Origin of the sequence: Ruania zhangjianzhongii (assembly GCF_008000995.1) — a bacterium.
In the GTDB taxonomy this organism is placed as follows: domain Bacteria; phylum Actinomycetota; class Actinomycetes; order Actinomycetales; family Beutenbergiaceae; genus Ruania; species Ruania zhangjianzhongii.
On sequence record NZ_CP042828.1, the window covers coordinates 3,969,224 to 3,993,269 of the forward strand.

At 70.0% G+C, this 24,046-nt stretch carries 23 protein-coding genes; 6 read left to right on the forward strand and 17 right to left on the reverse strand.

Annotation, left to right across the window (positions count from 1 at the left end; genetic code table 11):
- Positions 1-20 precede the first annotated feature (20 nt).
- From FU260_RS18395 to FU260_RS18445, 11 genes are all read right to left on the reverse strand, one after another.
- Positions 21-410, reverse strand: coding sequence for a cytidine deaminase (locus FU260_RS18395; RefSeq protein ID WP_147918362.1), 390 nt, complete (start codon positions 408-410; stop codon positions 21-23).
- Entirely contained in the window at positions 407-1,705 is a 1,299-nt protein-coding gene (locus FU260_RS18400) for an ABC transporter permease (protein WP_147918363.1), read from the reverse strand. Before FU260_RS18400 ends, FU260_RS18395 begins: the two co-directional genes overlap by 4 nt.
- On the reverse strand, positions 1,702-2,889 hold the full coding sequence (locus FU260_RS18405; protein ID WP_147918364.1) for an ABC transporter permease: 1,188 nt from the start codon (positions 2,887-2,889) through the stop codon (positions 1,702-1,704). The genes FU260_RS18400 and FU260_RS18405 overlap by 4 nt, the downstream gene beginning before the upstream one ends.
- On the reverse strand, positions 2,882-4,414 hold the full coding sequence (locus FU260_RS18410; RefSeq protein WP_147918365.1) for an ABC transporter ATP-binding protein: 1,533 nt from the start codon (positions 4,412-4,414) through the stop codon (positions 2,882-2,884). The genes FU260_RS18405 and FU260_RS18410 overlap by 8 nt, the downstream gene beginning before the upstream one ends.
- Positions 4,415-4,421: 7 nt before the next feature.
- Positions 4,422-5,519, reverse strand: a complete 1,098-nt coding sequence (locus FU260_RS18415) for a BMP family lipoprotein (RefSeq protein WP_147918366.1) — start codon at positions 5,517-5,519, stop codon at positions 4,422-4,424.
- A 121-nt stretch (positions 5,520-5,640) separates the two neighbouring features.
- On the reverse strand, positions 5,641-6,864 hold the full coding sequence (locus tag FU260_RS18420) for an amidohydrolase (RefSeq protein ID WP_147918367.1): 1,224 nt from the start codon (positions 6,862-6,864) through the stop codon (positions 5,641-5,643).
- A 30-nt stretch (positions 6,865-6,894) separates the two neighbouring features.
- The gene (locus FU260_RS18425; RefSeq protein WP_187368381.1) at positions 6,895-7,752 is read right to left on the reverse strand and encodes an ABC transporter permease; all 858 of its coding nucleotides are present in this window, start codon (positions 7,750-7,752) and stop codon (positions 6,895-6,897) included.
- Complete coding sequence (locus tag FU260_RS18430; protein WP_147918368.1) at positions 7,749-8,741, reverse strand: ATP-binding cassette domain-containing protein; 993 nt, start codon at positions 8,739-8,741, stop codon at positions 7,749-7,751. The genes FU260_RS18425 and FU260_RS18430 overlap by 4 nt, the downstream gene beginning before the upstream one ends.
- Positions 8,742-8,908: 167 nt before the next feature.
- On the reverse strand, positions 8,909-10,021 hold the full coding sequence (locus FU260_RS18435) for a mannose-1-phosphate guanylyltransferase (protein ID WP_147918369.1): 1,113 nt from the start codon (positions 10,019-10,021) through the stop codon (positions 8,909-8,911).
- Positions 10,022-10,060: 39 nt separating this feature from the next.
- Positions 10,061-11,098: a YihY/virulence factor BrkB family protein gene (locus tag FU260_RS18440; protein ID WP_168211852.1), complete on the reverse strand. Its 1,038-nt coding sequence runs from the start codon at positions 11,096-11,098 to the stop codon at positions 10,061-10,063.
- Between the two features lie 74 nt (positions 11,099-11,172).
- Positions 11,173-11,748 carry a 2'-5' RNA ligase family protein gene (locus tag FU260_RS18445; RefSeq protein ID WP_235912265.1) on the reverse strand — a complete coding sequence of 192 codons (576 nt, stop codon included), beginning with the start codon at positions 11,746-11,748 and terminating at the stop codon, positions 11,173-11,175.
- 74 nt (positions 11,749-11,822) lie between these two features.
- Between FU260_RS18445 and galT the strand changes: the two genes are divergently transcribed.
- From galT to FU260_RS18465, 4 genes are all read left to right on the forward strand, one after another.
- The gene (gene galT / locus FU260_RS18450; protein WP_147918371.1) at positions 11,823-13,019 is read left to right on the forward strand and encodes a galactose-1-phosphate uridylyltransferase; all 1,197 of its coding nucleotides are present in this window, start codon (positions 11,823-11,825) and stop codon (positions 13,017-13,019) included.
- Positions 13,019-14,203 carry a galactokinase gene (gene galK, locus FU260_RS18455; RefSeq protein WP_147918372.1) on the forward strand — a complete coding sequence of 395 codons (1,185 nt, stop codon included), beginning with the start codon at positions 13,019-13,021 and terminating at the stop codon, positions 14,201-14,203. Before galT ends, galK begins: the two co-directional genes overlap by 1 nt.
- Positions 14,204-14,297: 94 nt before the next feature.
- Complete coding sequence (locus FU260_RS18460; RefSeq protein WP_147918373.1) at positions 14,298-16,700, forward strand: ABC transporter permease; 2,403 nt, start codon at positions 14,298-14,300, stop codon at positions 16,698-16,700.
- A gap of 9 nt (positions 16,701-16,709) precedes the next feature.
- Positions 16,710-17,474: an ABC transporter ATP-binding protein gene (locus FU260_RS18465; protein WP_147918374.1), complete on the forward strand. Its 765-nt coding sequence runs from the start codon at positions 16,710-16,712 to the stop codon at positions 17,472-17,474.
- On the opposite strand, the gene FU260_RS18470 is transcribed toward FU260_RS18465, so the two are convergent.
- From FU260_RS18470 to FU260_RS18480, 3 genes are read right to left on the reverse strand one after another with little or no spacing between them, the layout of a single operon-like run.
- On the reverse strand, positions 17,471-18,130 hold the full coding sequence (locus tag FU260_RS18470; protein ID WP_147918375.1) for a type III secretion system chaperone family protein: 660 nt from the start codon (positions 18,128-18,130) through the stop codon (positions 17,471-17,473). The genes FU260_RS18465 and FU260_RS18470 overlap by 4 nt on opposite strands.
- A gap of 35 nt (positions 18,131-18,165) precedes the next feature.
- Positions 18,166-18,594, reverse strand: coding sequence for an NUDIX hydrolase (locus tag FU260_RS18475; protein ID WP_147918376.1), 429 nt, complete (start codon positions 18,592-18,594; stop codon positions 18,166-18,168).
- Between the two features lie 6 nt (positions 18,595-18,600).
- Positions 18,601-19,326 carry a class I SAM-dependent methyltransferase gene (locus tag FU260_RS18480; RefSeq protein ID WP_147918377.1) on the reverse strand — a complete coding sequence of 242 codons (726 nt, stop codon included), beginning with the start codon at positions 19,324-19,326 and terminating at the stop codon, positions 18,601-18,603.
- Between the two features lie 112 nt (positions 19,327-19,438).
- On the opposite strand from FU260_RS18480, the gene FU260_RS18485 reads away from it, so the two are divergent.
- Positions 19,439-19,708, forward strand: coding sequence for a GlsB/YeaQ/YmgE family stress response membrane protein (locus FU260_RS18485; protein ID WP_147918378.1), 270 nt, complete (start codon positions 19,439-19,441; stop codon positions 19,706-19,708).
- A 1-nt stretch (position 19,709) separates the two neighbouring features.
- Here FU260_RS18485 and FU260_RS18490 read toward each other — a convergent pair whose 3' ends face one another.
- The 3 genes from FU260_RS18490 to FU260_RS18500 are packed head-to-tail and all read right to left on the reverse strand — an operon-like array spanning position 19,710 to position 23,294.
- The gene (locus tag FU260_RS18490; RefSeq protein WP_147918379.1) at positions 19,710-20,276 is read right to left on the reverse strand and encodes a DUF5655 domain-containing protein; all 567 of its coding nucleotides are present in this window, start codon (positions 20,274-20,276) and stop codon (positions 19,710-19,712) included.
- A 2-nt stretch (positions 20,277-20,278) separates the two neighbouring features.
- Positions 20,279-21,079 carry an exodeoxyribonuclease III gene (locus FU260_RS18495; RefSeq protein WP_147918380.1) on the reverse strand — a complete coding sequence of 267 codons (801 nt, stop codon included), beginning with the start codon at positions 21,077-21,079 and terminating at the stop codon, positions 20,279-20,281.
- Between the two features lie 43 nt (positions 21,080-21,122).
- Complete coding sequence (locus FU260_RS18500; protein ID WP_235912264.1) at positions 21,123-23,294, reverse strand: MMPL family transporter; 2,172 nt, start codon at positions 23,292-23,294, stop codon at positions 21,123-21,125.
- Between the two features lie 92 nt (positions 23,295-23,386).
- On the opposite strand from FU260_RS18500, the gene FU260_RS18505 reads away from it, so the two are divergent.
- A complete protein-coding gene (locus FU260_RS18505; protein WP_235912263.1) occupies positions 23,387-23,878 on the forward strand; it encodes a MarR family winged helix-turn-helix transcriptional regulator in 492 nt (163 codons plus the stop codon).
- Positions 23,879-24,046: the final 168 nt, after the last annotated feature.

Sequence of the window (24,046 nt, forward strand, 5' to 3'; positions counted from 1 at the left end):
TAACGGGGTGGCTGCGCCGCTCAGCCAGTGAGGTGATCCGGCCCGAACGCCTGCGGGAGCACCTCGGTCATCGGCAGCACCCCGCGGGGCGTCTCCACCAGCAGGGTGGGCCCGCCGTGCTCCCAGAGCAGCTGGCGGCAGCGCCCGCAGGGCATCAGCACCTCGCCCTGACCATCGCAGCAGGTGAACGCGATCAGCCGGCCGCCGCCGGAGGCGAACAGTGCCGAGACCAGCGAGCACTCCGCACACAGCGTCACCCCGTAGGAGGCGTTCTCCACGTTGCAGCCGGTGACGACGTCGCCCCGGTCGGTCAGGGCGGCCGCCCCTACCGGGTAGTGCGAGTAGGGCACGTAGGCGTTCGCCATCGCCGTCCGTGCCGCCGTGCGCAGCCCCTCCCAGTCGTAGCTCACGGGTACGGTTTACCACTTGCGGCCGGCGGCCGCACCCGCCCGACCAGCCCGGCCACGGCAAAGATGGTCGCCAGGTAGGGCAGCATCGACATCAGCTCGTAGTCCACCGGCGAGCCGATATTGCGCAGCACCCGGTTGAGGGCGTCGGTGAAGCCGAACAGCACCGCCGCGGCCAGGGCACCCTTCGGGGACCAGCGGCCGAGGATCATCGCCGCCAGGGCGATGTACCCGCGCCCGGCGGAGACCTCCTTGGTGAACGCCAGACCGGCGGCGAGGAAGGATGCACCACCGAAGCCGGCCACCGCCCCGCCGAGCACCACCGCCCGGTACCGGGTGCGGTTCACCTTGATGCCCACAGTGTCGGCGGCCCTCGGGTGCTCACCCACGGACCGCAGCCGCAGGCCCCAGCGGCTGCGGAAGAGCATGTACTGCAGCACGAACACGGCCACGTACATGGCGTAGACGATCACCGTCTGGTTGAACAGCGCCGAGCCGATCACCGGAATGTCCGCCAGCACCGGGATCCGCCAGGTGGGCAGCGGTGGCGGGGAGTTGTAGGCCTGCGGGTTCTCGCTCAGCACGGTGGAGAACAGGTAGTTCGTCAGACCGAGGACCAGCACGTTGACCACTACGCCGACGATGATCTGGTCCACTTTGTAGGTGATGGCGAAGGCCGCGAGGATCAGCCCGACCAGGGCGCCGGCGATCGGTGCGGCGATCAGGCCGACATAGGCGTTGCCGGTGAGCGACGCCGCGATCGCGCAGAGGAAGGCACCACCGAGCAGCTGGCCCTCGATGGCGATGTTGATCACGCCGGCCCGTTCGCAGAGCACACCGGCGAACGCGCCGAACACCAGTGGGACGGCCCAGGTCATCGTCATCCCGAGCAGGAACGGGATGCGCAGGGTGCCGGTGCTGGCCGACATCACCCAGACCAGGAACATCACCAGCATCAGCGCGCCGAACGCGACCAGGTACCAGCGCCGCGGCTTGCGGGCAGCAGCCGCCTGGAACGCCAGAGCGGTGAGCGCGGCGGCGAGCAGGACGCAGATCACCAGCACCAGCTGAGCGGGTGCGTGCCAGGTCGGCCACTGCCAGGACCCGTCCGGTTCGGTGAACGCGAACTGGGCGATCGCCGTCGACGGGGTGAACAGCACGAAGGCGAAGAAGGTGACCACGGTCAGGGCGGCCATCGTGATCGGGGTACGCCAGGAGACGGCACCGAGCACATCGGCGCGCAGCATCCCGTCCGGGCCGACCGGGCCGGGGGTACCGGCCATCACCGGGGCGGTCATGATGCCGCCTCCACGGCGCGGCGGGTGCCCGGACGCCCGGGCAGGTGGAAGAGCGTGCGCACCAGCGGCGGGGCGGCGATGAACAGCACGATCACGGCCTGGATCACCAGCACGATGTCGATCGGGGTGTCCGACTCGGTCTGCATCAGCGGCGATCCGGCTCGCAGCGCCCCGAACAGCAGGGCGGCACCGACGATCCCGGCCGGTCTGTTCCGGCCGAGCAGTGCCACGGTGATCGCGTCGAAGCCGATCGTGCCGGCGGTGGTGGCCCGCAGGCTGTGGTCGGCCCCGAGGAGCTGGGCGGCGCCGCCGAGCCCGGCGAGGAGGCCGGCGGTGACCATCACCATCACGAACACCAGGTTGACGTTGATCCCGGCGGTGCGGGCGGCGTCCATGTTCGCCCCGACGGCCCGGAACTTGAACCCGATGGTGGAGCGCTCCATCAGCCACCAGACACCCACGGCGGCGAGCAGCGCCAGCACGAAGCCCCAGTGCAGCCGGAACTGACCCCCGAGCAGCAGGGGCAGCTTCGCCGTGGGATCCACGGCCGGGCTGATCGGCCGGTTCGGGGCACGGGCGAGGATGCTGGTGGTCAGCAACCAGGTGATCAGCCAGGTGGCGATCCAGTTCAGCATGATCGTCACGATCACCTCGTTGGCGCCGGTGCGGGCCTTGAGCACACCGGCGATCGCGGCCCACAACCCGCCCATCAACGCGGCGCCGAGGATCGCGACCAGCACGTGCAGCACCACCGGCAGATTCAGCGCGAACCCGAGCCAGGCGGCGACCGCGGCACCCATCAGGACCTGCCCCTGGGCGCCGATGTTGAACAGTCCGGCGCGGAAGCCGATGCCCAGGCCCAGAGCCGCGAACAGCAGCGGGGTGGCCGCCACCATCGTCTCGGTGATCGGGCGGATCATCCGGGCGCCGCTGGCGCTGTAGTCGAACACGGCACCGCGGAACAAGCTGGTGTAGGCGCCGGAGACGGCGTCCCATGCCGCACTGACGGTGTCCCCCGGCCGGTCGAAGAAGTAGCCGGCGCTGGCGCGCACCGCCGGGTCGGCCACCACGATCAGGACGGCGGAGATCACCAGGGCGGCGAAGATCGCCAGGAAGGTCAGCAGCGGCGAGGAGCGCGCAATCTGGTCCCAGTTGATCCGTGGGCGGTCAGTGGTCTCAGTCATCGTGGGCCTCCGCCGGTGCACCGCCGTCGGCGGGAACGCCGGCCATCATCATGCCGAGGGTGTCCCGATCGGTGTCGGCGCCGACGATGCCGATCACCTCGCCGCGGTACATCACCGCGATCCGGTCCGCCAGGCCCATCACTTCGTCCAGCTCGGTGGAGACGATCAGCACCGGGATCCCCGCGTCGCGCTCTTCGATGATCCGCCGGTGCACGAACTCGATCGAGCCCACGTCCAGCCCACGGGTGGGCTGGGAGGCGATCAGCAGCCGGAGCGAGCGGGACATCTCCCGGGCGAGCACCACCTTCTGCTGGTTCCCGCCGGACAGGTTCCCGGCGAGGGTGTCCACCGAGTCGGTGCGCACGTCGAAGGCGGTGGTGAACTCCTCCGCCTTGGCGCGGGCGTGGTCCAGGCTCAGTGCCAGGCCCCGTGCGTACGGGGCGCGGTCGTGCTGGTCGAGCAGGAAGTTCTCCAGCACGCTGAAGGAGCCGATCAGGCCGTCCTTGCTGCGGTCCTCGGGCACGAAGCCCACTCCGGCGTCCAGCACGCCGCGCACCGTGCGGCCGACCAGCTCGGTGCCGTCCAGCTGCACCGACCCGGCGCCGACCTCGCGCAGTCCGAGGATCGCCTCGGCCAGCTCGGACTGGCCGTTCCCCTGCACCCCGGCCACGGCGAGCACCTCGCCGCCGCGCACGGTGAAGCTGACGTCGTCGACGACTTTGGTGCCGGCGGCGTTCAGCACGGTCAGGCCGCGCACCTCGAGCTGGTGGTCGGTCAGCTCGGCCGGGTTCTTCTGCACCCCGAGCACCACGTCCCGGCCGACCATCAGCGAGGCGAGCTCGGCCTGGGAGGAGGACGGCTCCGCCGTCGCCACCACCTGACCGCGGCGGATCACGGTGATCTCGTCGGCCGCCGCGCGTACCTCACGCAGCTTGTGCGTGATGAACACGACGGCGGTGCCTGCGTCGGCGAGGCTGCGCATGATGGTCATCAGCTCGTCGGTCTCCTGCGGGGTGAGGACCGCCGTCGGCTCGTCCAGGATGAGCACCTCGGCGTGCCGGGAGAGCGCCTTGATGATCTCCACCCGCTGCTGCACGCCCACCGGCAGGTCGCCGACCTTGGCGTCCGGGTCCACGTCGAAGCCGAACTTCTCGGACAAGCTGCGCACCAGCTCGCGAGCGTGGCCCAGGTCGATGATGCCCAGCTGCCGGGTGGGCTCGTGCCCGAGCACCACGTTCTCCGCCACGGTGAACACCGGGATCAGCATGAAGTGCTGGTGCACCATGCCGATCCCGGCGGTCATCGCGTCTCCCGGCCCGTCGAACGTCACCGGCGCATCGTCGATGAGGATCTGCCCCTCGTCGGGGCGGTAGAGCCCGTAGAGCACGTTCATCAACGTGGACTTGCCGGCGCCGTTCTCCCCGAGCAGGGCATGGATCCGGCCAGGCTCGACCAGCAGGTCGATCCGGTCGTTGGCAACCAGAGCGCCGAAGCGTTTGGTGATGCCGCGTAGTTCGAGTCTCACCTGCTGATCAGTTGGCGCTCGGCGAGTCGACCACCAGGTCACCGGCGATGATCTGCGCCTGCAGGTCCTCGATCTCGGTCTGCAGCTCGGCCGGTACCTCGCCCTCGAAGTCGTGGTACGGCGCCAGAGACACGCCGCCGTTCTCCAGAGTGCCGACGTACGGTTCGGAGCTGAAGTCCCCGTTCACCGAGGACTCGATGGTGTCGAAGACCGAGTTCGCGATCCCCTTCATCACCGAGGTGAGGATCAGGTCCTTGAACTCATCGTTCGCGGGCTGCTCGTAGCCGTCGGAGTCCACCCAGATCACCGAGACCCCGTCGGCCTCGGAGGCGGCACGCAGCGACCCGGAACCCACCGGCCCGGCGACCGGGAGGATGATGTCGGCGCCGTCGGCGATGAACTGCTGGGTGGTGCTGTAGCCGGCTTCGGTGTTCGAGAAGTCACCGGTGAACGAGCCGTCCTGGGCGTCCTTGTCCCAGCCGAGTGCCTCCACGTCGGCGTCGTGCGCCTCGTTGTACGCGGCGACGCCGTCCACGAAGCCGTCCATGAAGATCGTCACCGAGGGCAGGGCCTGGCCGCCGTAGGTGGCGACAGTGCCGGTCTCGGTCATCCCGCCGGCCAGGTAGCCGGCCAGGAACGCGGCCTCCTGGGTGTTGAACAGCAGCGGCTTGGCGTTGTCGTAGGTGACCGGGTTGAAGTCGGCGTCGCTGAAGCCGGAGTCGATCAGGGCGAAGTGCATGTCCTCGTTCGCCTCGGCGGCCTCCTGGATGGCGTCCTCCAGGTTGAAGCCGACGCCGATGGTCAGCGAGCAACCGGCCTGCACCATCGCGTCCACGTTGCCGGTGTACTGGCCGGGGTCGGTGGACTCGGCGTCCTGCACGGAGATGCCGAGCTCGTCCTCGGCGCGCGTCAGCCCGTTGAAGCCGGACTCGTTGAAGGAGGCGTCGTCCCAGCCGCCCTCGTCGGAGATCATGCAGGCGAGGAAGTCGCTGTTGTCGGTGCCACCGCCGGCATCGCCGCCGGAGTCTTCCTCGGGTGCGGCGCCGCACGCTGCGAGGGTCAGTGCTGCTGCGGCCGCGAGGGCCGCGGGGATGGACTTCTTCACGTCGTGCTCCTGAGGGGGGTCGATGCCGTCGTCGGCTGAAGTGACACTAGACCGTCCTCACCGTTGCGTGTCGCATGCTGAGACAGAACGGGTGAGTTGTTACCGAACTGGTACCTGCGTGCTAGCTCTGCAGGTCGCGGCTGGCATCGGCGGCTACCCGGGCGAGGAACCGGGCGCCGACGCCGATCGCTGCCTCGTCCACGATCAGGTCCGGGCGGTGCAGATCGTAGCTGCGCCCACCAGGAGAACGCACACCGAGGCGGGCCATCGCGCCGATGGTGCGGGTCAGGTACCAGCCGAAGTCCTCCCCGCCCAGGGACTGCTCGGTGAGGACCAGGGCGTCCGGGCCGAGCACGGCACGGGCGGCCTCGTCCATGATCCGGGTGCTGCCCTCGTCGTTGTCCACCGGGGGCACACCCCGCACCAGGTTGACCTCCACCTCGACTCCGGTGGGTGCGACCACCTGGGTGATCAGCTCCTCCAGCAGCGCCTCCGCCCGGTCCCGGGTACGCGCGTCCAGGCAGCGCAGCGTGCCGGTGATGGTGCCGGTGGTGGGGATCGCGTTCGCGGCCGAGCCGGCTCGCACACTGCCCCAGGTGAGGTTCGCACCGGAGCGCGGGTCCAGTCTGCGGCCGAGCAGGGCCGGAGTGGCGGTGGCGACCAGGCCGAGGGCGTAGACGATGTCCCCGGTCAGATGCGGGCGGGAGGTGTGCCCGCCGGAGGAGGAGAGAGTGACGGTCACCGTGTCCGAAGCAGAGGTGATCGGTCCGATCCGGGTGCCGACCTGGCCCACCGGAACCTTCGGGTCACAGTGCACGGCGAAGATCCGATCCACATCCTCCAGCACCCCGGTCTCCAGCAGGTCCAGCGCGCCGCCCGGCTGGATCTCCTCGGCGGGCTGAAAGATCAGCCGCACTGCGGAGTCCAGCGCTCCGTGGCGGGCGAGGTCGGCCAGCACCAGACCCGCGCCGAGGACCGCGGTGGTGTGCACATCATGACCGCAGGCATGGGTGACGCCGGGCACGGTGGAGGAGAACGGCAGACCGGTGGCCTCCTGCATCGGCAGTGCGTCCAGGTCGGCGCGCAGCGCCACCCGCCGCCGGCGCCGGGTGGCCGGGCCCGGTTCGGTGCCCGGGTCGATGTCCGCGGCCAGCCCGGTCGGGGAGAACCGGTGCACTTTCAGCCCCGCAGCCTCCAGCCGGGCGGCCACTTTCTCGGTGGTGCGGTGCTCGGTGAAGCCCAGTTCGGGGTGTGCATGCAGATCACGCCGGAAGTCGACCAGCTCCTCGAGCAGGGCATCGGTCAGGGAGTGGATCTGGGCGGTCAGGTCGGCGGAAGTGAGCACCCTCGAAGGCTACCGCTGCCCGCGGGGCGGTCAGCTCTTCCGGTTGTAGATGAACATCGAGATCGGCCCGAACACCGCCACCAGCACCACGCAGTAGAGCAGGACTGTGGCCACCGAACCGGCCTCGAAGGTGCCGGCCATCAGCTCGCGGATGCTGGTCACCACCACCGAGACCGGGTTCACCTCCACGACCGGCTCCAACCAGCTCGGCATCGTGCGCGGGTCCACGAAGATGTTCGAGGCGAACGTCAGCGGCATCAGGATGAACATCGAGACGCCCATCGCGGCCTGCTCGCTGCGCACGGCGAGGGAGATGACCGTCCACACCCAGGACAGGCTGAAGCTGAACACCAGGAGCAGGACGAACGCGAGCAGTACACCGAGCACACCGCCGTCGGGCCGGAACCCCATCACGAACCCGACCGCCAGGATGATCACTCCAGCGAGGGTGTACCGCACCTGGTCTCCGAGCAGGGCACCCACCAGCTGGGCCGGGCGCCAGGTGGGCAGCGAACGGAACCGGTCGAACACCCCTTTGGAGATGTCCCGGTTCAGCGTGAGACCGGTGTACATCGTGATCATGATCAGGGTCTGCACGAAGATCCCGGGGATCAGCCACTGCACGTACCCGTCCACCGATCCGGCGATCGCGCCGCCGAAGATGTAGGTGAACATCACCGTCATCATGATCGGGAAGACGGTCACGTCGAAGAGCTGTTCCGGGACGTGCTTGATCTTCAGCAGTGCCCGCCAGCCGTAGGTCAGCGATGCGGACAGCGGTCCGGCACGGCGTGGCCGGTCCCCCGCCGGCATCAGCACGGTCCGGATCTTGTCCGCGTGCACCGCGGAGCCGCCGGTGGGCTGCTCAGTGGTCTCTGTCGTGGTCATCGCGCACCCGCCGTCGTCTCGGCCGTCTCGGCTGTCTCTTCCTCGGTCGGCTTACCGGTGAGGGTGAGGAACACCTCGTCCAGGCTGGGCTGGCCGAGGGCGAACGTCTCGATCCCCAGTCCGGCCTCCTGGAGAGCGGACAGCGCGGCTGCGGCCCGGGCGGTGTCGGCCACCCGGAGGGTCAGCGCACTCGGATCGCCCTCGCGGTGCGCCTCGGTGCCGATCGCGCGGGTGAGCACCGCTGCGGCCTCTTCCCGATCGGCCGGGTCGAGCACGCGCACGGTCAGGGCACCCGAGCCGACCTGAGCCTTGAGCTGGCCGGGGGTGCCCTCGGCGATCACCTGGCCGTGATCGATCACGGCGATCCGGTCGGCGAGCTGATCGGCTTCCTCCAGGTACTGGGTGGTGAGCAGGATCGTGGTGCCACCGGCCACCAGGGTGCGGATGATGTCCCAGACCTGGTTGCGGCTGCGCGGGTCGATCCCGGTGGTCGGCTCGTCCAGGAACATCAGCTCCGGGGTGACGATCAGGGAGCCGGCGATGTCTAGCCGGCGGCGCATCCCGCCGGAGTACTTCTTCACCTGCCGGGTGGCGGCGTCGCTGAGCCCGAACGCCTCGAGCAGGTCGAGTCCGCGAGCGCGGGCGGCAGCCGAGCTCAGGCCGAGCAGCCGGCCGAGCAGCACCAGGTTCTCGATCCCGGTGAGGTCCTCGTCCAGGGAGGCGAACTGCCCGGTCAGGGCGATCTTCTCCCGGATCACTTTCGGCTCGGCGAACACGTCGTGCCCGAGCACCGAGGCCTCGCCCGCATCGGGCCGCAGCAGCGTGGCCAGCATCCGGATCGCTGTGGTCTTCCCGGCACCGTTCGGGCCGAGCACCCCGTAGATTCCGCCGCGCGGGATGGCCAGGTCGATCCCGTCCACGGCCACGGTGGCACCGAACTTCTTCACCAGCCCTCGGGTCTCGATGGCCAGGGAGGTGGGCACGCTCATCCGCGGTCCTTTCCGGTGCGCAGGGTGGGGGTGGGAAAACTACTAGAACACGGTCAGCGGCCGCGGGACCATAGATTTTCACCGACGGCGTAGCCGCCGCCGTCGGAGGTTCGATCGGCGCACTGAGGTGCTCCTTTTCGGCCTCCGTGCGCCAGGAGTGCCTCAGCTCAGAGCAGGTCTGCCCCGTCCTGGTCATCGGCGAGCGCGGAGACCACCTCTTTGACCCGTTGCGCCTGCTCAGTGCTGGTCACCAGCAGGGCATCGGGGGTATCCACCACGACGGCGTCCGGCAGGCCGAGCAGCACCACGCGCCGTCCGGAGTGGGGCACCACGAGCGCCCCCGGTGAGTCCTCGATCAGGGTGAGAGACGGTTCGCCCAGCACCCGGGCGCCGTCGCCGGACCCTCCGGAGGAGGCGGGCAGCAGCTCGGCGAGGCAGGCCCAGTCGCCCACGTCGTCCCAGCCGAACTCGCCCGGCACCACCGCCACCCCACCGGTGGCGGCGACCGGCTCGGCGATCGCGTGATCGATCGCGATCCTGGTCAGCGCCGGCCACTCCTGGGCGAGCACCTCCTGCTGCTGACCGGTGTCCCAGGCGGCCGCGATCGTGCGCAGGCCCTCGGCGAGCGCCGGTTGCAGCCGGTCCAGGTGGTCGAGCAGCACCTGAGCGCGGACCACGAACATCCCCGCGTTCCACCGGTACTCCCCGGTAGCCAGATAGTCCGCGGCGGTGGCCGGATCGGGCTTCTCAGTGAAGCTGCGGACCTGGTGCCCGCCGGCGATGCCGGAGATCTCTTCACCCAGGCGGATATAGCCGAATGCGGTGGACGGGCCGGTCGGGGCGATCCCGATCGTGGCCACATAGTCCGCCCGGGCCAGCTCGACGGCGGTGCGCACGGCGTCTGCGAACGCCTCGGCATCGGTGATCACGTGGTCCGCGGCGAAGGAGCCGATCACCACGTCCTGATCCGGGTGCCGGGCGGTGAGCACGGCGGCCGCCAGGCCGATAGCAGCCATCGAGTCCCGTGGCGAGGGTTCAGCGAGCAGGTCGGCGGCCGGCAGGGCGGGCAGCTGCTCCGCGACGGCGGCGGCGTGCGCCGTGCCGGTGACCACCAGCTGGGCGTCGGCGACCGGGGCAAGCCGGTCCCAGGTGGCCTGCAGCAGGGTGCGCCCGCTCCCGGTCAGATCGTGCAGGAACTTCGGTGCACTGCGCCGGGAGAGCGGCCAGAGCCGAGTGCCGGCGCCGCCGGCGGGGATGACGGCGTAGAACATGGGCTGCATCGGCTCAGCGTAGCCAGCGGCTCAGGTCCGGCGCACCGGTCAGCCTTCGCGGGCACCCTTCCACTTGCGCCGGGTCCAGCCGATCAGCCCGCCCCAGTACGGCGGTGGCGGCGGCGGCTCCTCCGGCTGCACCTGCCCGGTGATCGGGTCGTGCTGCCAGTCCAGGGTCTCCGGTGCGGACAGGGTCACGTAGTTCGGGGTCTCGTCGGCGTGGGTGATCATCTCGTCGGCGACCACTGGCCGGGGCGGTGGGTTGGCCATCCAGGCCGCCACCATCAGCGTGATCCGCACCAGGAAGTTCACCCAGAGCAACAGGACACCGAGGGCGGCCGATCCCTGGAACAGCGGATTGTCCGAGACGCTGCCGACCACGGCGGTACCCAGGTAGCGCAGCACCCCGGACCCGATACCGGCGAGCAACGCTCCGACCCACAGCTCCCGCGGTGGCGGCCGAATACCGGCGAGCACCCGGTACACCCAGACGAACACCAGCATGTCCACGATCAGCGGCACCAGCACACCGAGGATGGTCAGGGTCCATCGCCCGCCGGTGCTGTCCTCCAAGCCGACCAGGGAGAGCACCCACTCCCCCGCCGCCCCGGCAGCCACGCTGAGCACTGTGGTGAGCAGCACCGAGATCGCCAGGCCGAGAAAGCCGAGGAAGTCCCGGACCTTGCCCATCACCGGGCTGACGTCGGGGGCGAGCAGGCCGAACATCGCCCGCACCGCGTTCCTGAGGTTGGCGGGGACCCGGGTGGCGGTGTTCAGCAGCACCAGCACGGCGATGATGCCGGCGACGCCGGTACCGCCGGAGGGCTGCAGCTGGTCGGGGCTGATCTGGCCCTGGTCGGAACCGATCAGCTCCGTCGGCATCGCATCGTTGATGGTGTCGATCACCTGATCGCGCAACTCGATGTTCTCGCCGATCACCAGCATGAACGCACTGAACCCGATCACCAGCGCCGCGAAGATCGAGAACAGCGCGGAGAATGCGATACCGCCGGACAGCATGGCGCCGTTGGCCACACCGTAACGGGCGAGCATGCGCGCCAGGCGGGTGCCTTGCCACCAGGTCATGAGTCTTTTGATCCGGTCTCCCATGACCCCCAATATGTCGAAACTGGGCCGGGCTCGCACCTTTCCGGCCGAGGTCAGGAGGTGAGTGCGAAGTCCGCAGTGTCTCGCCAGACACCGTCGATGCCATGGAAATAGAGGGAGAAGTGCACCACCGGGAAGATCGCGTCGAACGCTGCCAGGGCGCTCTGCGCGCGGTCCAGCGTGTCCTCGTCAAGCTGGTGGGCGATGGTCACGTGCGGGTGGTAGGGGAAGCGCAGCTCCTGGGTGAGGACGCCGGCGTTCACCTCCTGTTGCAGCCGGCCGCACTCCTGCGCGCCGGCGCGCAGCTGCACGAAGACCACCGGGGAGACGGGCCGGAAGGAACCGGTGCCGGACAGCTCCACGATGAACGGGGGGTGGGCGGCGGCTACTGCCGCGAGCTGCTGCTCCACGCGGACCAGCTGGTCGGCCCGGACGTCAGTGGGCGGCACCAGGGTGATGTGCGGGGGGACAGCATGCGCGAGCGGGTCGCCCGCCTCCACCCGGGCGCGGGTCAGCCGGGCCGCATAAGGTTCCGGGATCGGGATGGAGACACCGATCCGCACCACCTCGCTCGGTGTGCTGCGCCGGTCGTCCACGGCCCCCTGCCGCATCGTCCTCTGGTGGCCCACGCTGCTGAGCCTACCGGCAGCCAGGAGTGTTCACTTTTGATCAATTCCGTTCCTTGCTGTGACATACTGCGCTGGTGTCTGATCTGACTACTGACGCTGTCCGACGCACCCGCACCACGCTGGCGGACGGGCGAGAGTTCTTCTACTACGACGACTCCGAGCCCTACCTCTCCGGCGGATCCACCCGGCGCCTGGACGACCCGCGCCCGCTCCCGGACCGGTTCGCGCCGCTGGTGGCCGAGGACGGCACCGAGCAGCCGGTCACCGGGCCGCAGATGCGCTACGACGTGCTCACCGGCGAGTGGATCCCGATGGCCACGCACCGGATGAACCGCACCTTCCTGCCCGGGCCGGACACCAACCCGCTCGCTCCGGCTCAACCGGGGGCTGCCTACACCGACGGTGAGATCCCGGACACCGACTATGACGTCGTGGTGTTCGAGAACCGGTTCCCCTCCCTGCTCCGGGTGCCCGGAGCGGACGAGGCGTCCGGCTACGTCGACGGAACCGACCTGTGGCCGGTGCGACCCGCCGTCGGGCGGTGTGAGGTGATCTGCTTCTCCCCGGAACCCGACGCTTCGCTGAGCACGGTGACCCCGCAGCGGATGCGCACGATCGTGGAGGCCTGGGCGGACCGCACCCAGGCGCTGAGCCAGATCGACGGCGTGCAGCAGGTGTACTGCTTCGAGAACCGTGGCGCCGAGATCGGCGTGACCCTGCAGCACCCGCACGGGCAGATCTACGCCTACCCGATGGTCACCCCGCGCACGGAGCAGATGCTCCGCCAAGCGGTCGCGCACCGCCAGCACACTGGACGCAATCTCCTCCGGGACGTGCTGGACGCCGAGCTCGCCTCCGGCCGTCGGATCGTGGCCGAGTCCGAGCACTGGGTGGCTTACGTTCCGGCCGCGGCGCGCTGGCCGGTCGAGGTGCATGTGGCACCGCGCCGGGACGTGCCGGACCTGCCCGCCACCACCGATGCCGAGCGGACCGACTTCGCCGAGCTGTACCTGCACCTGCTGCAGCGCCTGGACCGGTTCTTCGTGGCCGAGAACGGCGATCCGATGCCGCTGCCGTACATCTCCGGATGGCACCAGGCCCCGGTGCGCACCGGTCGGAAGGACCTGCGGCTGCATCTGCAGCTGTTCTCCATCCGCCGCGCGCCGGGCAAGCTGAAGTATCTGGCCGGGTCGGAGTCCGGGATGGGCGCCTGGATCTCGGACACCTCCCCGGAGCAGATCGCCGACCGGCTGAACGAGGTGACCCTCTGATGCTGCCCGCCTGGGACGAGGCCGAGGGCAGCGCGCGGGCCCGCGAAGTGTTCGCTGCGCACTTCGACGGCGAGCCGACCGGGGTGTGGTCCGCACCGGGCCGGGTGAATCTGATCGGTGAGCACACCGACTACAACGGTGGGCTGTGCCTGCCGATCGCGCTCGAGCACCGCACGTACGTGGCACTGCGCCGCCGCTCTGACGATGCGATCCACCTGTTCTCCGAACGGGAGGGCAGCGCCTGGCAGAGCACGCTGGCCGAGGTGGCACCCGGAGCGGTCTCCGGATGGGGCGCCTACCCGGCCGGGGTGGCCTGGGCGCTCGGCGAACTGGGCCAGGACACCGGCGGGTTCGACGCCGCTGTCGCCTCCTGTGTGCCCTACGGTGCCGGGCTGAGCTCGTCGGCCGCGCTGGAGTGCGCGTTCGCGATGGCCTTCGCCGCCGCACCCGGATGGACCGGTCCGGACCCGGACACTGACGCGGGCCGGGCCGAGCTGGCCGGCGCTTGTGTGCGGGCGGAGAACGAGATCGCCGGGGCGAACACCGGCGGGATGGACCAGGCCGCCTCCCTGCGCGCCCACGCCGGGCACGCGCTGCTGCTCGATACCCGCGATGCGTCGGTCCGGCACATCCCGTTCGACCTGACTGCTGCCGGCCTGGAGCTGCTGGTGATCGACACCCGCGCCGAGCACGCGCTGGTGGACGGGCAGTACGCCCAGCGCCGGGAGACCTGCGAGGCGGCCGCGGCAGCACTCGGCGTGGCGACCCTGCGGGAGATCGAGCCGGCGGATCTCGTGGCGGCGCTGGACCGTCTGGACTCCGGAGTTGCCCGGCGCCGGGTGCGGCACGTGGTCACCGAGATCGTCCGGGTGGAGCAGTTCGTCACACTGCTGCAGACCGGCCGAGTCGGCGAGGTGGGGCCGCTGATGGACGCCTCGCACGCCTCGCTGGCCACCGACTATGAGGTCTCCTGCGCGGAGCTGGACGTCGCCGTCGAGGCGGCCCGAGAAGCCGGGGCGCTCGGCGCGCGGATGACCGGCGGCGGGTTCGGTGGGTCGGCGATCGCCCTGGTGCCGGCCGGTAGCGGACCCACAGTGGCGCAGACGGTGACGGCTGCATTCGCGGCGGCCGGCTTCACCGCGCCCGCGTTCCTGGCCGCCACCGCCGCCGCCCCCGCGCACTGACCCGCCTCAGGGTCTCCCCTGGTCCACCACTCCGGGTGAGAACCGGGGTGCTCCCCGATGCCGGCGGCACAGCTGTGGGCCTACTTTTCTGGCTATGTCGTCCACTGGAGGTCTGGCCGCGCGGTATGTCCGCAGCGACGTGCGCACGAACAAGGGTGTGCACCTCGCACTGACCGCGCTGCTGGTGCTCAGTGCGTTCCTGATGGCCACCGGTGCGATGGTCGCCGAGCGGCTGGTCGGCTCGATCGACCGGCTCTTCGAGGTGGCCCAGCCGCCGGACTTCCTGCAGATGCATCGCGGCGAGTACGATCCGGCGGCCCTGGAGCAGTTCGCTGCCGAGCATCCGGAGATCGAGTCCTGGCTGGTGGAGGAGATGCTCGACTTCGACGGCGCCGCCGTCAGCTGGCAGCACAGCAGCACCGGGGCGAGCGGCAACATCTCCGACAGCGTGATGGACAACCTGTTCGTCACCCAGAACTCCGAGTTCGACTTCCTCCTCGACGAGGCCGGGGCGATCGCGCAGCCTGCCCCCGGGCAGGTCTACGTGCCGGTGACCTACCAGCAGCGTTACGGCCTAGCGGCCGGGGACCGGCTCACCATCAAGACCGACGCCGAGCCACTCGGGCTGGAAGTCGCCGGGTTCGTCCGCGATGCGGGGATGGCCTCGTCGATGTCCTCCTCCACTCGATTCCTGGTCTCCGAGCAGGACTTCCAGGCCCTGGAGGGCGCCGGTGGCGGTGCCGCGGAACTCATGTTCGAGTACCAGCTCGTCGACGGCGCTGCGGCTGGGGACCTGCAGCGGGCCTACGAGGCCGAGGCTGACCTGCCGAAGAACGGCCAAGCGGTGACCATCGGCATGATCCGGCTGCTGAATGCGCTCGGCGACGGGCTGGTCGCCGTTGCCCTCATGCTGGGCAGCCTGATCCTGGTGGCAGTGGCGGTGATCAACCTGCGGTTCGTGATCCGCGGCACGCTCGAGGACGAGGTGCGCGAGATCGGCGCGATGCGGGCGATCGGCGTTCCGCAGCGCCAGATCAACACGCTCTACCTGGCCAAATACACCGCCTTGATCCTGCTCGCCTGTGTGCTCGGCGGGGCACTGGCAGTGATTGCCACGGCGGCACTGACCCGGGGGATACAGGTGAACTACGCGGCGGCACCAGTGGGGGTGTTCGCCGTGCTCACCCCGGTGGCCGCCCTCGGCGTGCTGGCAATCGGCGTGCTGCTGCTCTGCCGCGGTGTGCTCCGCCGGGCCGGGAAGGCGTCGGTGGTGGGTGCCCTGGTGGGTGGCAGCACGCTCAGCGACCGACAGATCGCGCGCCGTGCGCGCCGCGGAACAGTCCGTGCACGGCGGCACCGGTTGGCCTCCTACCGAGGCAGTCGCGTGAACGCGTTCCTGGCGCGGCTGGACCTGCGCGCCGACGCGCGGCAGTGGGCCCTGCTGCCGATCGTGTTCTTCCTGCTCAGCGTGCTGATGATCCTGCCGATGAACGTGCTCAGCACGTTCGAGAGTCCGCGGTTCGGCGCCTCGATGGGCGCCCCGGACGCTGACCTGTTGATGGACCTGCAGCTCTCCGACGATGTCGACCAGACGCGCACCGATCTCCTTGCCGCGCTGGACACCGACGATCGGGTGAGCGACGTCCGGGTGCTGGCGACCGAGCTGCGGGAGGTGCCCGGAGACGAGGGCTGGGAGACGCTGCGGGTCCAGGTCGGCGACCACGCCGGCGCTGCGGTGCAGTATCTGCACGGGCAGGCACCCGTCCCCGGACAGATTGCTCTCTCCGTCCTCAATGCCGAGCGCTACCAGCTCGCCACCGGAGATGCACTCCCGGTGCGGAATGCCGACCAGGTGAGCTCCGCCGTCGTGAGTGGTATCTACCAGGACGTGACCATGGCCGGCTACACCGCGAAGCTGCCCGGCGAGCCGAGCACCGGGGCCGCGGGGTACGCGATCTACGCCGATGTCACCCCGGCTGCCGACCCGGCCACCCTCGCCGCCGAGTACGCCGGCCGTTTCCCGACCGCCTCCGTGATCGACCGTGAGGAGTACCTGGGGCAGACGATGTCGTTCGTGACCAGCGCCTTCGGCAACGTGGCACTGCTCGCCGTCACGTTCGCCCTCGGCGTCGCCATGCTGATCAGCGGGCTGTTCCTCAGTCTGCAGGTGAAACGGGACCGGCAGCGGATGGGCGTGCTCTCCGCGCTCGGGTTCTCCCGCCGCGAGATCATCGGCCAGGTGCGCGGTAAGGCCCTGGCCGCCATCGCCCTCGGCACGATCGCCGGGGTGGCCTTCAGTGCGGCTGCCGGGCAGTGGCTGGTCGGCGGCTTCGTGGCCGCGGCCGGCCTGGGGATCACCGAGCTGCAGCTCTATCCGCGCCTGCCGCTGGTCTACGGCGTCTACCCGGTGGTCCTGATCGCCGCCGGATTTCTGGTGACCGTGCTGGTCACGACCCGGCTGCGGGGTGCCCCGACGAGTACCTGGCTACGAGGATGAGGAAACACCATGACTACTGACACCATGCTGCAAGCCACCGACCTGACCAAGGAGTACCTGAGCACCGACCCGCCCACGCAGGTGATCAACGGCGTGGATCTGCAGGTGCGCACCGGGGAGTTCCTCGCCGTGATGGGCGCCTCCGGATCGGGCAAGTCCACGTTGCTGTACACGATCAGCGGGATGGACCGGCCCACCGGTGGCCGGGTGCACCTCGGTGGCCAGGACCTGACCGCGCTGGGCGAGGCCGACGCCAGCCGGCTGCGGTTGACCATGATGGGATTCGTGTTCCAGCAGGCGTACTTCCTGCGCAACCTGAGCATCCGGGACAACATCCTGCTGCCCGCACTGAAAGCCACCCCGGGGCAGAAGAAGCAGGTGCTGGCCCGCGTGGACGCCCTGATGGAGCGGTTCGGTCTCGCTCGCCTCGCCGCTCGCGCGATCACCGAGGTCTCCGGCGGCCAGCTGCAGCGTGCCTCGATCTGCCGGGCGCTGGTGTGCGAGCCGGAGATCGTCTTCGCCGACGAGCCGACCGGCTCGCTGAACAGCCAGATGACCGGCGAGGTGATGGACGCGCTCACCGAGGTCCACACCGACGGCCGGACGCTGGTGATGGTCACCCACGACCCGGCCTGCGCTGCCCGCGCGGACCGGGTGGTGTACCTGCGGGACGGCCAGCTGGTCGACTCCCGCGAGCTGGGCACCTGGACGGAGGCGGACGCCGACCGGCGCACCGGCGAGCTGCTGGACTGGTTGCGGCCGCTGGGCTTCTAGGCCCGGGCCCACACCTGGTCGGGCACCAGATCGATCAGGTCCTCGAGCAGCCGCAGCGTCGGCTCGATCTGCTCCAGCTCGGGCCGACGCTGGAATACCGCGTACAGGTCTGCGCTCTCCACGCCGAGGAAGATCGCGCGCCGGGCGTCGGGCTGCAGCAGCCGGTCCATCATCGCCTGGTGCAGGAAGTCGGTCGGGAACTGGTTGTCCGGGCCGCGTACCCACCACGCCTTCTCGAACTGTGGGTAGCCAGGCTTGATCACGCGGTCGAAGCGACGCTCGCCCACGCCGTCAAGGTCGGCGAGCGAGCGCAGGAACTCTGCACCCTCGTCCTCCGGGGCCAGCCAGAGCCAGGGCAACGGTTGCGGCAACTGCATCACCACCACGTGCTGGTGCGTGCCGTACTTGTCCAGGGCGCTCTGCCGTTCGCCAAAAGTGTCCCAGTAGCTGTACTGGAAGGACACAGCGGGCCGGCCGGACCAGGTGCCGTTGACCACTTCGGTGGCCCGTCGCAGGTGCCCCTCGTCGAACGGATCGCCTTGCCACCGGCCGACCAGTGCCGGGTTCTCCGGGGCGAATGCCCACCCGTGGGCGGCTGCCCAGTGCTGCGCCGCCTCGGCGCGCTGACCGGTGAAAGCGTTGACGTCCTCGAACATGGCTGGTCCCCTCCCCGAGACTGCACGGTAGCGTTCTAGCGGCTGGCCCGCCACATCGCGATCGCCGCGTCCACCAGCTCCACCCGGTCCAGGCCGGCCACCTCGGTGAGCGGGACCCACCGGCACTCATCGGTGGAGCCGCCCACCTCCGGGCGCAGCTCGCCACCGGCGATCCGAGCCTCGTAGACGGCGCGCACCGCCTTCATCGGGCCGGTGCCGTGCAGCCGTCGCTCGGCCGGGATCCAGTGCGTGTCCAGGCCGAGCAGGCCGAGCGGTTCCACCTCGTACCCGCTCTCCTCGGCGACCTCCCGCACCATCGTCTCTTCCGGGGTCTCGGTGAGCTCGGCGCCGCCGCCGGGCAGCGTCCACCGAGGCCGCGGGCCCTCGTTCCACAGGGCGAGCAGGACGCGTTCGCGGGAGTCGACCATCACGCCGTAGGCGGCGAACCGGGTGTCGAAGTCCACAGCGGGTCAGTCCCGCACGGCCTGGAAGACGTGCGTGCAGTACGGCATGGTGATCATGCCGTCGGCGCCGGCCACCTGACCGGCGAGGTCACGCACCCCGGCCAGGATGCGATCCCGGTCCGCGGGCTCTGCGGTAATCACGTACGAGCGGGAGGCGGCGAGCGTGACCAGCGACTCGGCGTCGAACACCATGCTCCAGCTGACCACCTGCTCGGCCAGCGGCCCGAACGGGCCGGCCAGCCGGACGCCGTCGTCACCCTCGATCAGCCGTTCGGCATTGCTGGAGCCCATCACCTCACCGAGCTCGGCCACCCACTCCACCGAGGTGTCCCGGATGTTCCAGAGCAGTCCGAGCACACCACCGGGCCGCAGCACGCGAGCCACTTCGGCGGAGGCGGCCGGCACGTCCACCCAGTGCCACGCCTGACCGAAGGTGACCAGATCGGCGCACTGGTCCGGCAGCGGGATCGACTCACCGGTGCCCACCAGCGTGCCCGCGCCGGGGACCCGCTCGGTCAACCGCGCCAGCATCGCCTCGTCCGGGTCCACGGCGATCACCTCCCGGCCGGGTGCGGCGAGCGCGGCGGTGAGCTTGCCGGTACCGGCGCCCACGTCCACCACCTGCCGGGGGTGCTGGGTCAGCAGCAGGTCGACGGCGTCGCTCGGGTAGGTCGGTCGGGCTCGGTCGTAGGCATCGGCCGCTTGGCCGAACGAGGTGGCGTCAGTAGTCACCGAACCAGCGTGGCAGAAAGGTCAACCCGGCTCGAGTGGCGCGATCGCCTAGAACCGGTTCAATAGTCCATGCGCACCAACCCGCGCATCCCCTGGACAAGGAGTTGACTTTATGGGCTTCCTCGGATTCCTCATCGTCGGCCTGATCTGCGGCACGCTTGCCAAGGCGATCCTCAAGGACCGTGCCGTAGGCGGCTGGCTGGCCAGCCTGATCATCGGCGTGATCGGTGCGTTCGTCGGTGGGTGGCTCGGTGGCCTCCTCCTCGATGCCGAGCTGGGCAGCTTCTTCGACATCAAGACCTGGCTGCTGGCCCTGGCCGGATCGATCGTCGTGCTGTTCATCTACACCGCGATCACCGGGAAGCGGGCTACCCGTCGGTAGGTCAGCTGCTCGCGGCGAACGCCTGCCGGAGGAGGTGGACCACCTCGGTGTCCACCTCCTCGACCGCGGCCAGCCGGATCCGCCGGTCGAGGGGCTGGTCCCGGTTCGGGGCGAGCACCTCGACCCGGTCGGACGCCGGCACCTCCAGCCGCAGCCGCAAGTGCACCTGCGACTTGGTAGCCGGCACCACCTGCGCGAACATCCGCCGCGGGGTGCGCAGGGCGATGTAGGTCTTGCGTGCCTGCAGCTGTAGACCCGGCCAGCCTGCGACTGCAGCGAACACTGCATCGGCCACCGGCCGCAGCTCCGGCCGGTCGGCGTACTGCGCCTCGAGGAGCTCATCGCCGGTGGCGGTGAAGAACTCCGGCAGCCCGAAGGCGGCCCAGATCACCGCGTCCTGCCCGCGGCCGCCGACCCCTTGGCCGGTGAGCCAGTCCCGCGCGTGGGCCTGGTCGCTCAGACCCTCGTCCCGCAGGCGCTGGGCCCAGTCCGCACTGGAGGTTCCGGTGCGGCGCACCAGGATCGCCTCGCACTCCTGGACCATCGACTGCCAGCCAGCGAACTCCATGGTCACAGATCGTAGGTGACCCGCAGCGGGGCATGGTCGGAGAACCGCTGGTCGTAGGCGGCGGCTCGGTCCACCACCGCATCCTTGGCGCGCTCGGCGAGCTCCGGGGTGGCGAGCTGGTAGTCGATCCGCCAGCCGGAGTCGTTGTCGAAGGCTTTCCCGCGCCAGGACCACCAGGTGTACGGGCCGTCCACCTCACCGGCAAAGCGCCGGGCCAGGTCCACCCAGCCGAACTCCTCGAACCAGCGGTCCAGGTAGGCCCGCTCCTCGGGCAGAAACCCAGAGTTCTTCCGGTTGCCCTTCCAGTTCTTGATGTCCAGCTCGCGGTGGGCCACGTTCACGTCCCCGCCGACGACGGCGCAGCCGCCCTGGTCGGCGACCTCACCCAGGCGGGTGGTCACCGCATCCAGGAAGGCGTACTTCAGGTCCATCGACGGGGTGCCCGCGGTGCCGGAGTGGATGTAGGTGCTGATCACGGTCAGCGCCGTGCCGTCGACCTCCAGATCGGCCTCGACCCAGCGGCCGATCTGGTCCTCGGCGCGCCCGGTTTCGGCGTCGATACCGATCCGCACGGCCTGGAGCGGGCGCCGAGAGGCGATCGCCACCCCGGCGCGGCCCTTCGCGGCGCCTTCCTCGTGGACCAGGTGCCAGCCGTCGCCGAAGAAGCTCTCCAGGATCTCATCGGTGGCGCGGACCTCCTGCAGCAGGATGACGTCGGGCTGCTCGGTGGCGATCCAGGCGTCCATCCCGCGGCGGAACGCGGCGCGGATGCCGTTGACGTTGACAGTGGCGATGCTGAACATGGCTCCATCCTCTCCCACGCCACCGACACCGCTGGCCCACTGCTCAGTCGGCCGGTATTCGCTTGGCCCAGGGCCACCAGCTGCGCCGGCCGATATCGTGCACCAGCCCGGGGACGAGCAGGCTGCGCACGATGAAGGTGTCGATCAGTACGCCGGCGGCCACGATGAACGCAAGCTGGGCCAGGAACAGCAGCGGGATCACCCACAGCGCAGAGAACGTGGCAGCCAGCACGAGACCGGCCGAGGTGATCACCCCGCCGGTGGTGGCCAGTCCGCGGTTCACTCCGGCCCGGGTGCCCAGCAGCAGGGACTCCTCGCGTACGCGCGTCATCAAGAAGATCGAGTAGTCGATACCCAGCGCCACCAGGAACACGAATCCGTACAACGGCACAGTGGCATCTGCGCCGGGGAAGTCGAACACGTGGTTGAACATCAACGCGCTCAGGCCCATCGCCGCGGCGAAGGAGAGCACGTTCGCCGCCAACAGCACCAGTGGTGCCACGATCGCGCGCAGCAGCAGCATCAGCATCAGGGCGATCACGATCAGCACCACCGGCACGATCACCCGTAGATCCCGTGCGGCGGTCTCCTGGGTGTCCAACCGTTCCGCTGCGGTGCCACCGACGAGAGCGTCCGGGTCCACCTCCCGCACGCTCTCCCGCAGGTCGGTCACCGTGACCAGCACCTCCTGGCTCTCCGCAGACTCGGTGGTGATCGCCTCCACCAGGACGCGGGAGTCGATCTCACGGACCTGGTCCTGCTCGTCGGTGACCAACGAGGCCGAGGTCACCCCGGGAACCTCCGCGGCCGCCGCCCGGACGTCCTCGGCGGCGTCGGTAGTGGTGACGATCTCTACCGGCTCTACCGTGCCGACGTCGAAGTGTGCGGCGAGCACCTCCTCGCCGTCGACCGACTCGACCTGACCGAGGAACACGTCGTTGTCGCCGGTGCCGCTGGCCTGCAGCGTGGTGGCGAACCCGGCGAAGACCGCCAGCACGATCGCGGTGGTGATCCAGACCAGGCGGGCCCGGCGGGTGATCAGATCGGCGACCCGCTGCCACAGTCCGCGCGTGGCGGGCGCTGCCTGCGCTGTGGTGTCCGCGGCGGTGTAGAGCGGGCGACTGGGCCAGAACATCACCCGGGCACGGCGGCCCGCCACCAGCAGCACCGCGGGCAGGAAGGTCAGCGCCCCGAGCACTGCCGAGACGATCCCGATCGCCGCCACCGGCCCGAGGCTGGAGTTGGAACGCAGATCGGACAGCAACAGGCAGAGCAGGCCGACGATCACGGTGCCGGCGCTGGCCGCGATCGGCTCCAGCGTGGCCCGCCAGGCCACCCGCATCGCCGCTGCCGGATGCTCGTGCCGGGCCAGCTCCTCCCGGTAGCGGGCCACCAGCAGCAACGAGTAGTCCGTGGCCGCACCGATCACCAGGATGGAGAGGATGCCCTGGCTCTGCCCGTTCAGCAGCAGGGTGCCGGAGTCGGCCAACGGCACGATCACCAGCGCGGCCAGGCAGAGCCCGAACAGCGCCGTGGCGATCACTGCGACCGGCAGGATCGGGGACCGGTACACCACGGCGAGGATGATCAGCACCACCAGCAGGGCCACCCCGAGCAGGATGCCGTCGATCCCGGCGAACGCGGAGACCAGGTCGGCCACCCCGGCGGCCGGCCCGGTGACCCAGCCGGTCAGGCCGGCATCGGCCAGCCGTGCCTCGGACTGCTCACGCAGCGTGTCCACCACCGCGATAGTGGCCCGCTCGTCGCCGATCTGTTCGTTCGCCTGGTCCGCGGCCAGCGAGACCGGAACGAGGAGGGCGAGGCCGTCCTCGCTGGGGACGACCGGCACCTGGTCGCTGCTGAGCACGTCAGCGATCGGGCTGCCGTCGGACAGTTCGAGGTCAGGGACCGTCTCGGCCCACTGGGAGACCGCCGCGATCTGCTCCTGGGTGACTTCTCCGCCGTCGGTCGGCTCGATCACCAGCAGCGCCGGAAGGGCATCATCCACGGAGAAGTCTGCGATGATCTCGCTCGCCTGGGTGGACTCGGCGCTCTCCGGCAGGAACGCTGCCTGGTCGTTCTCCTGCACTTGGGAGAGCTGGCCCTGAGCGATACCGCCGAAGCCGCCGATCGCGAGCCAGGCGAGCAGAGCCAGGCCTACCAGGATCGCGCGCGGAAGCGTCCGGCTGCGGCGGACCGCGTGTTTACTCAGCACGTTGAGTATTTTCCGTTCCGAGCACCCCGGGCGCAACTCGGGCGCGTTCTCTGATGCCACGTCCGGGCGTGAATCGTGTCACGATATGCGCTGTGCGAGCAGATTCTTCCGGCGACGGCGATGCTTCAGCGGGCGGGGCGCCGTCACCTGGCAAGGGCCCAGGGGTAGGCGATCCACCGACCGAGTGGCCCACCGGAAGGCTGCTGTCGACCGCAGCCCGACGGGTGGAGCGGGCCTGGGACGGCTATCTGGCGCAGTGGTCGCTGAGCCATGCGTCCCTGCCGGTGCTGGCGGTGCTGGTCGGTGGCGAACGCTCCCAGCGGGAGATCGCCGCGCACCTCGGCGTCACCGAGCAGTCCACCAGCCGGATGGTCGCCGGGCTGGAGCGGACCGGATACGTCGAGCGCAGCCGGCACCTCCAGGACCGGCGCCGGCACACGGTGCGGATCACCGAGGCTGGGCGGCGCACGCTGCGCGAGTTGAACGTGCGGGACGCGATCGACTCACTCGTCGGACACGACCTCAGTGACGGCGAGCTGGCCGACCTGCGCCGGCTACTGATCCGGTTCCTCGCCGGCGGCTAACCGGGTTATCCACACGGAGGCGGGTGTGAGTCATGGAGGTGTCGTTCATGACTCCCCCCTCCCCGGAGTGCCAACGCGCGCGCCAAGCCGTTCGTTACTTGCTGCAGGGACTCGGCAGCGCGGAGCACGAATCTGCGCAGGCGGTAACGAGTGAATGGATTCAGCCCG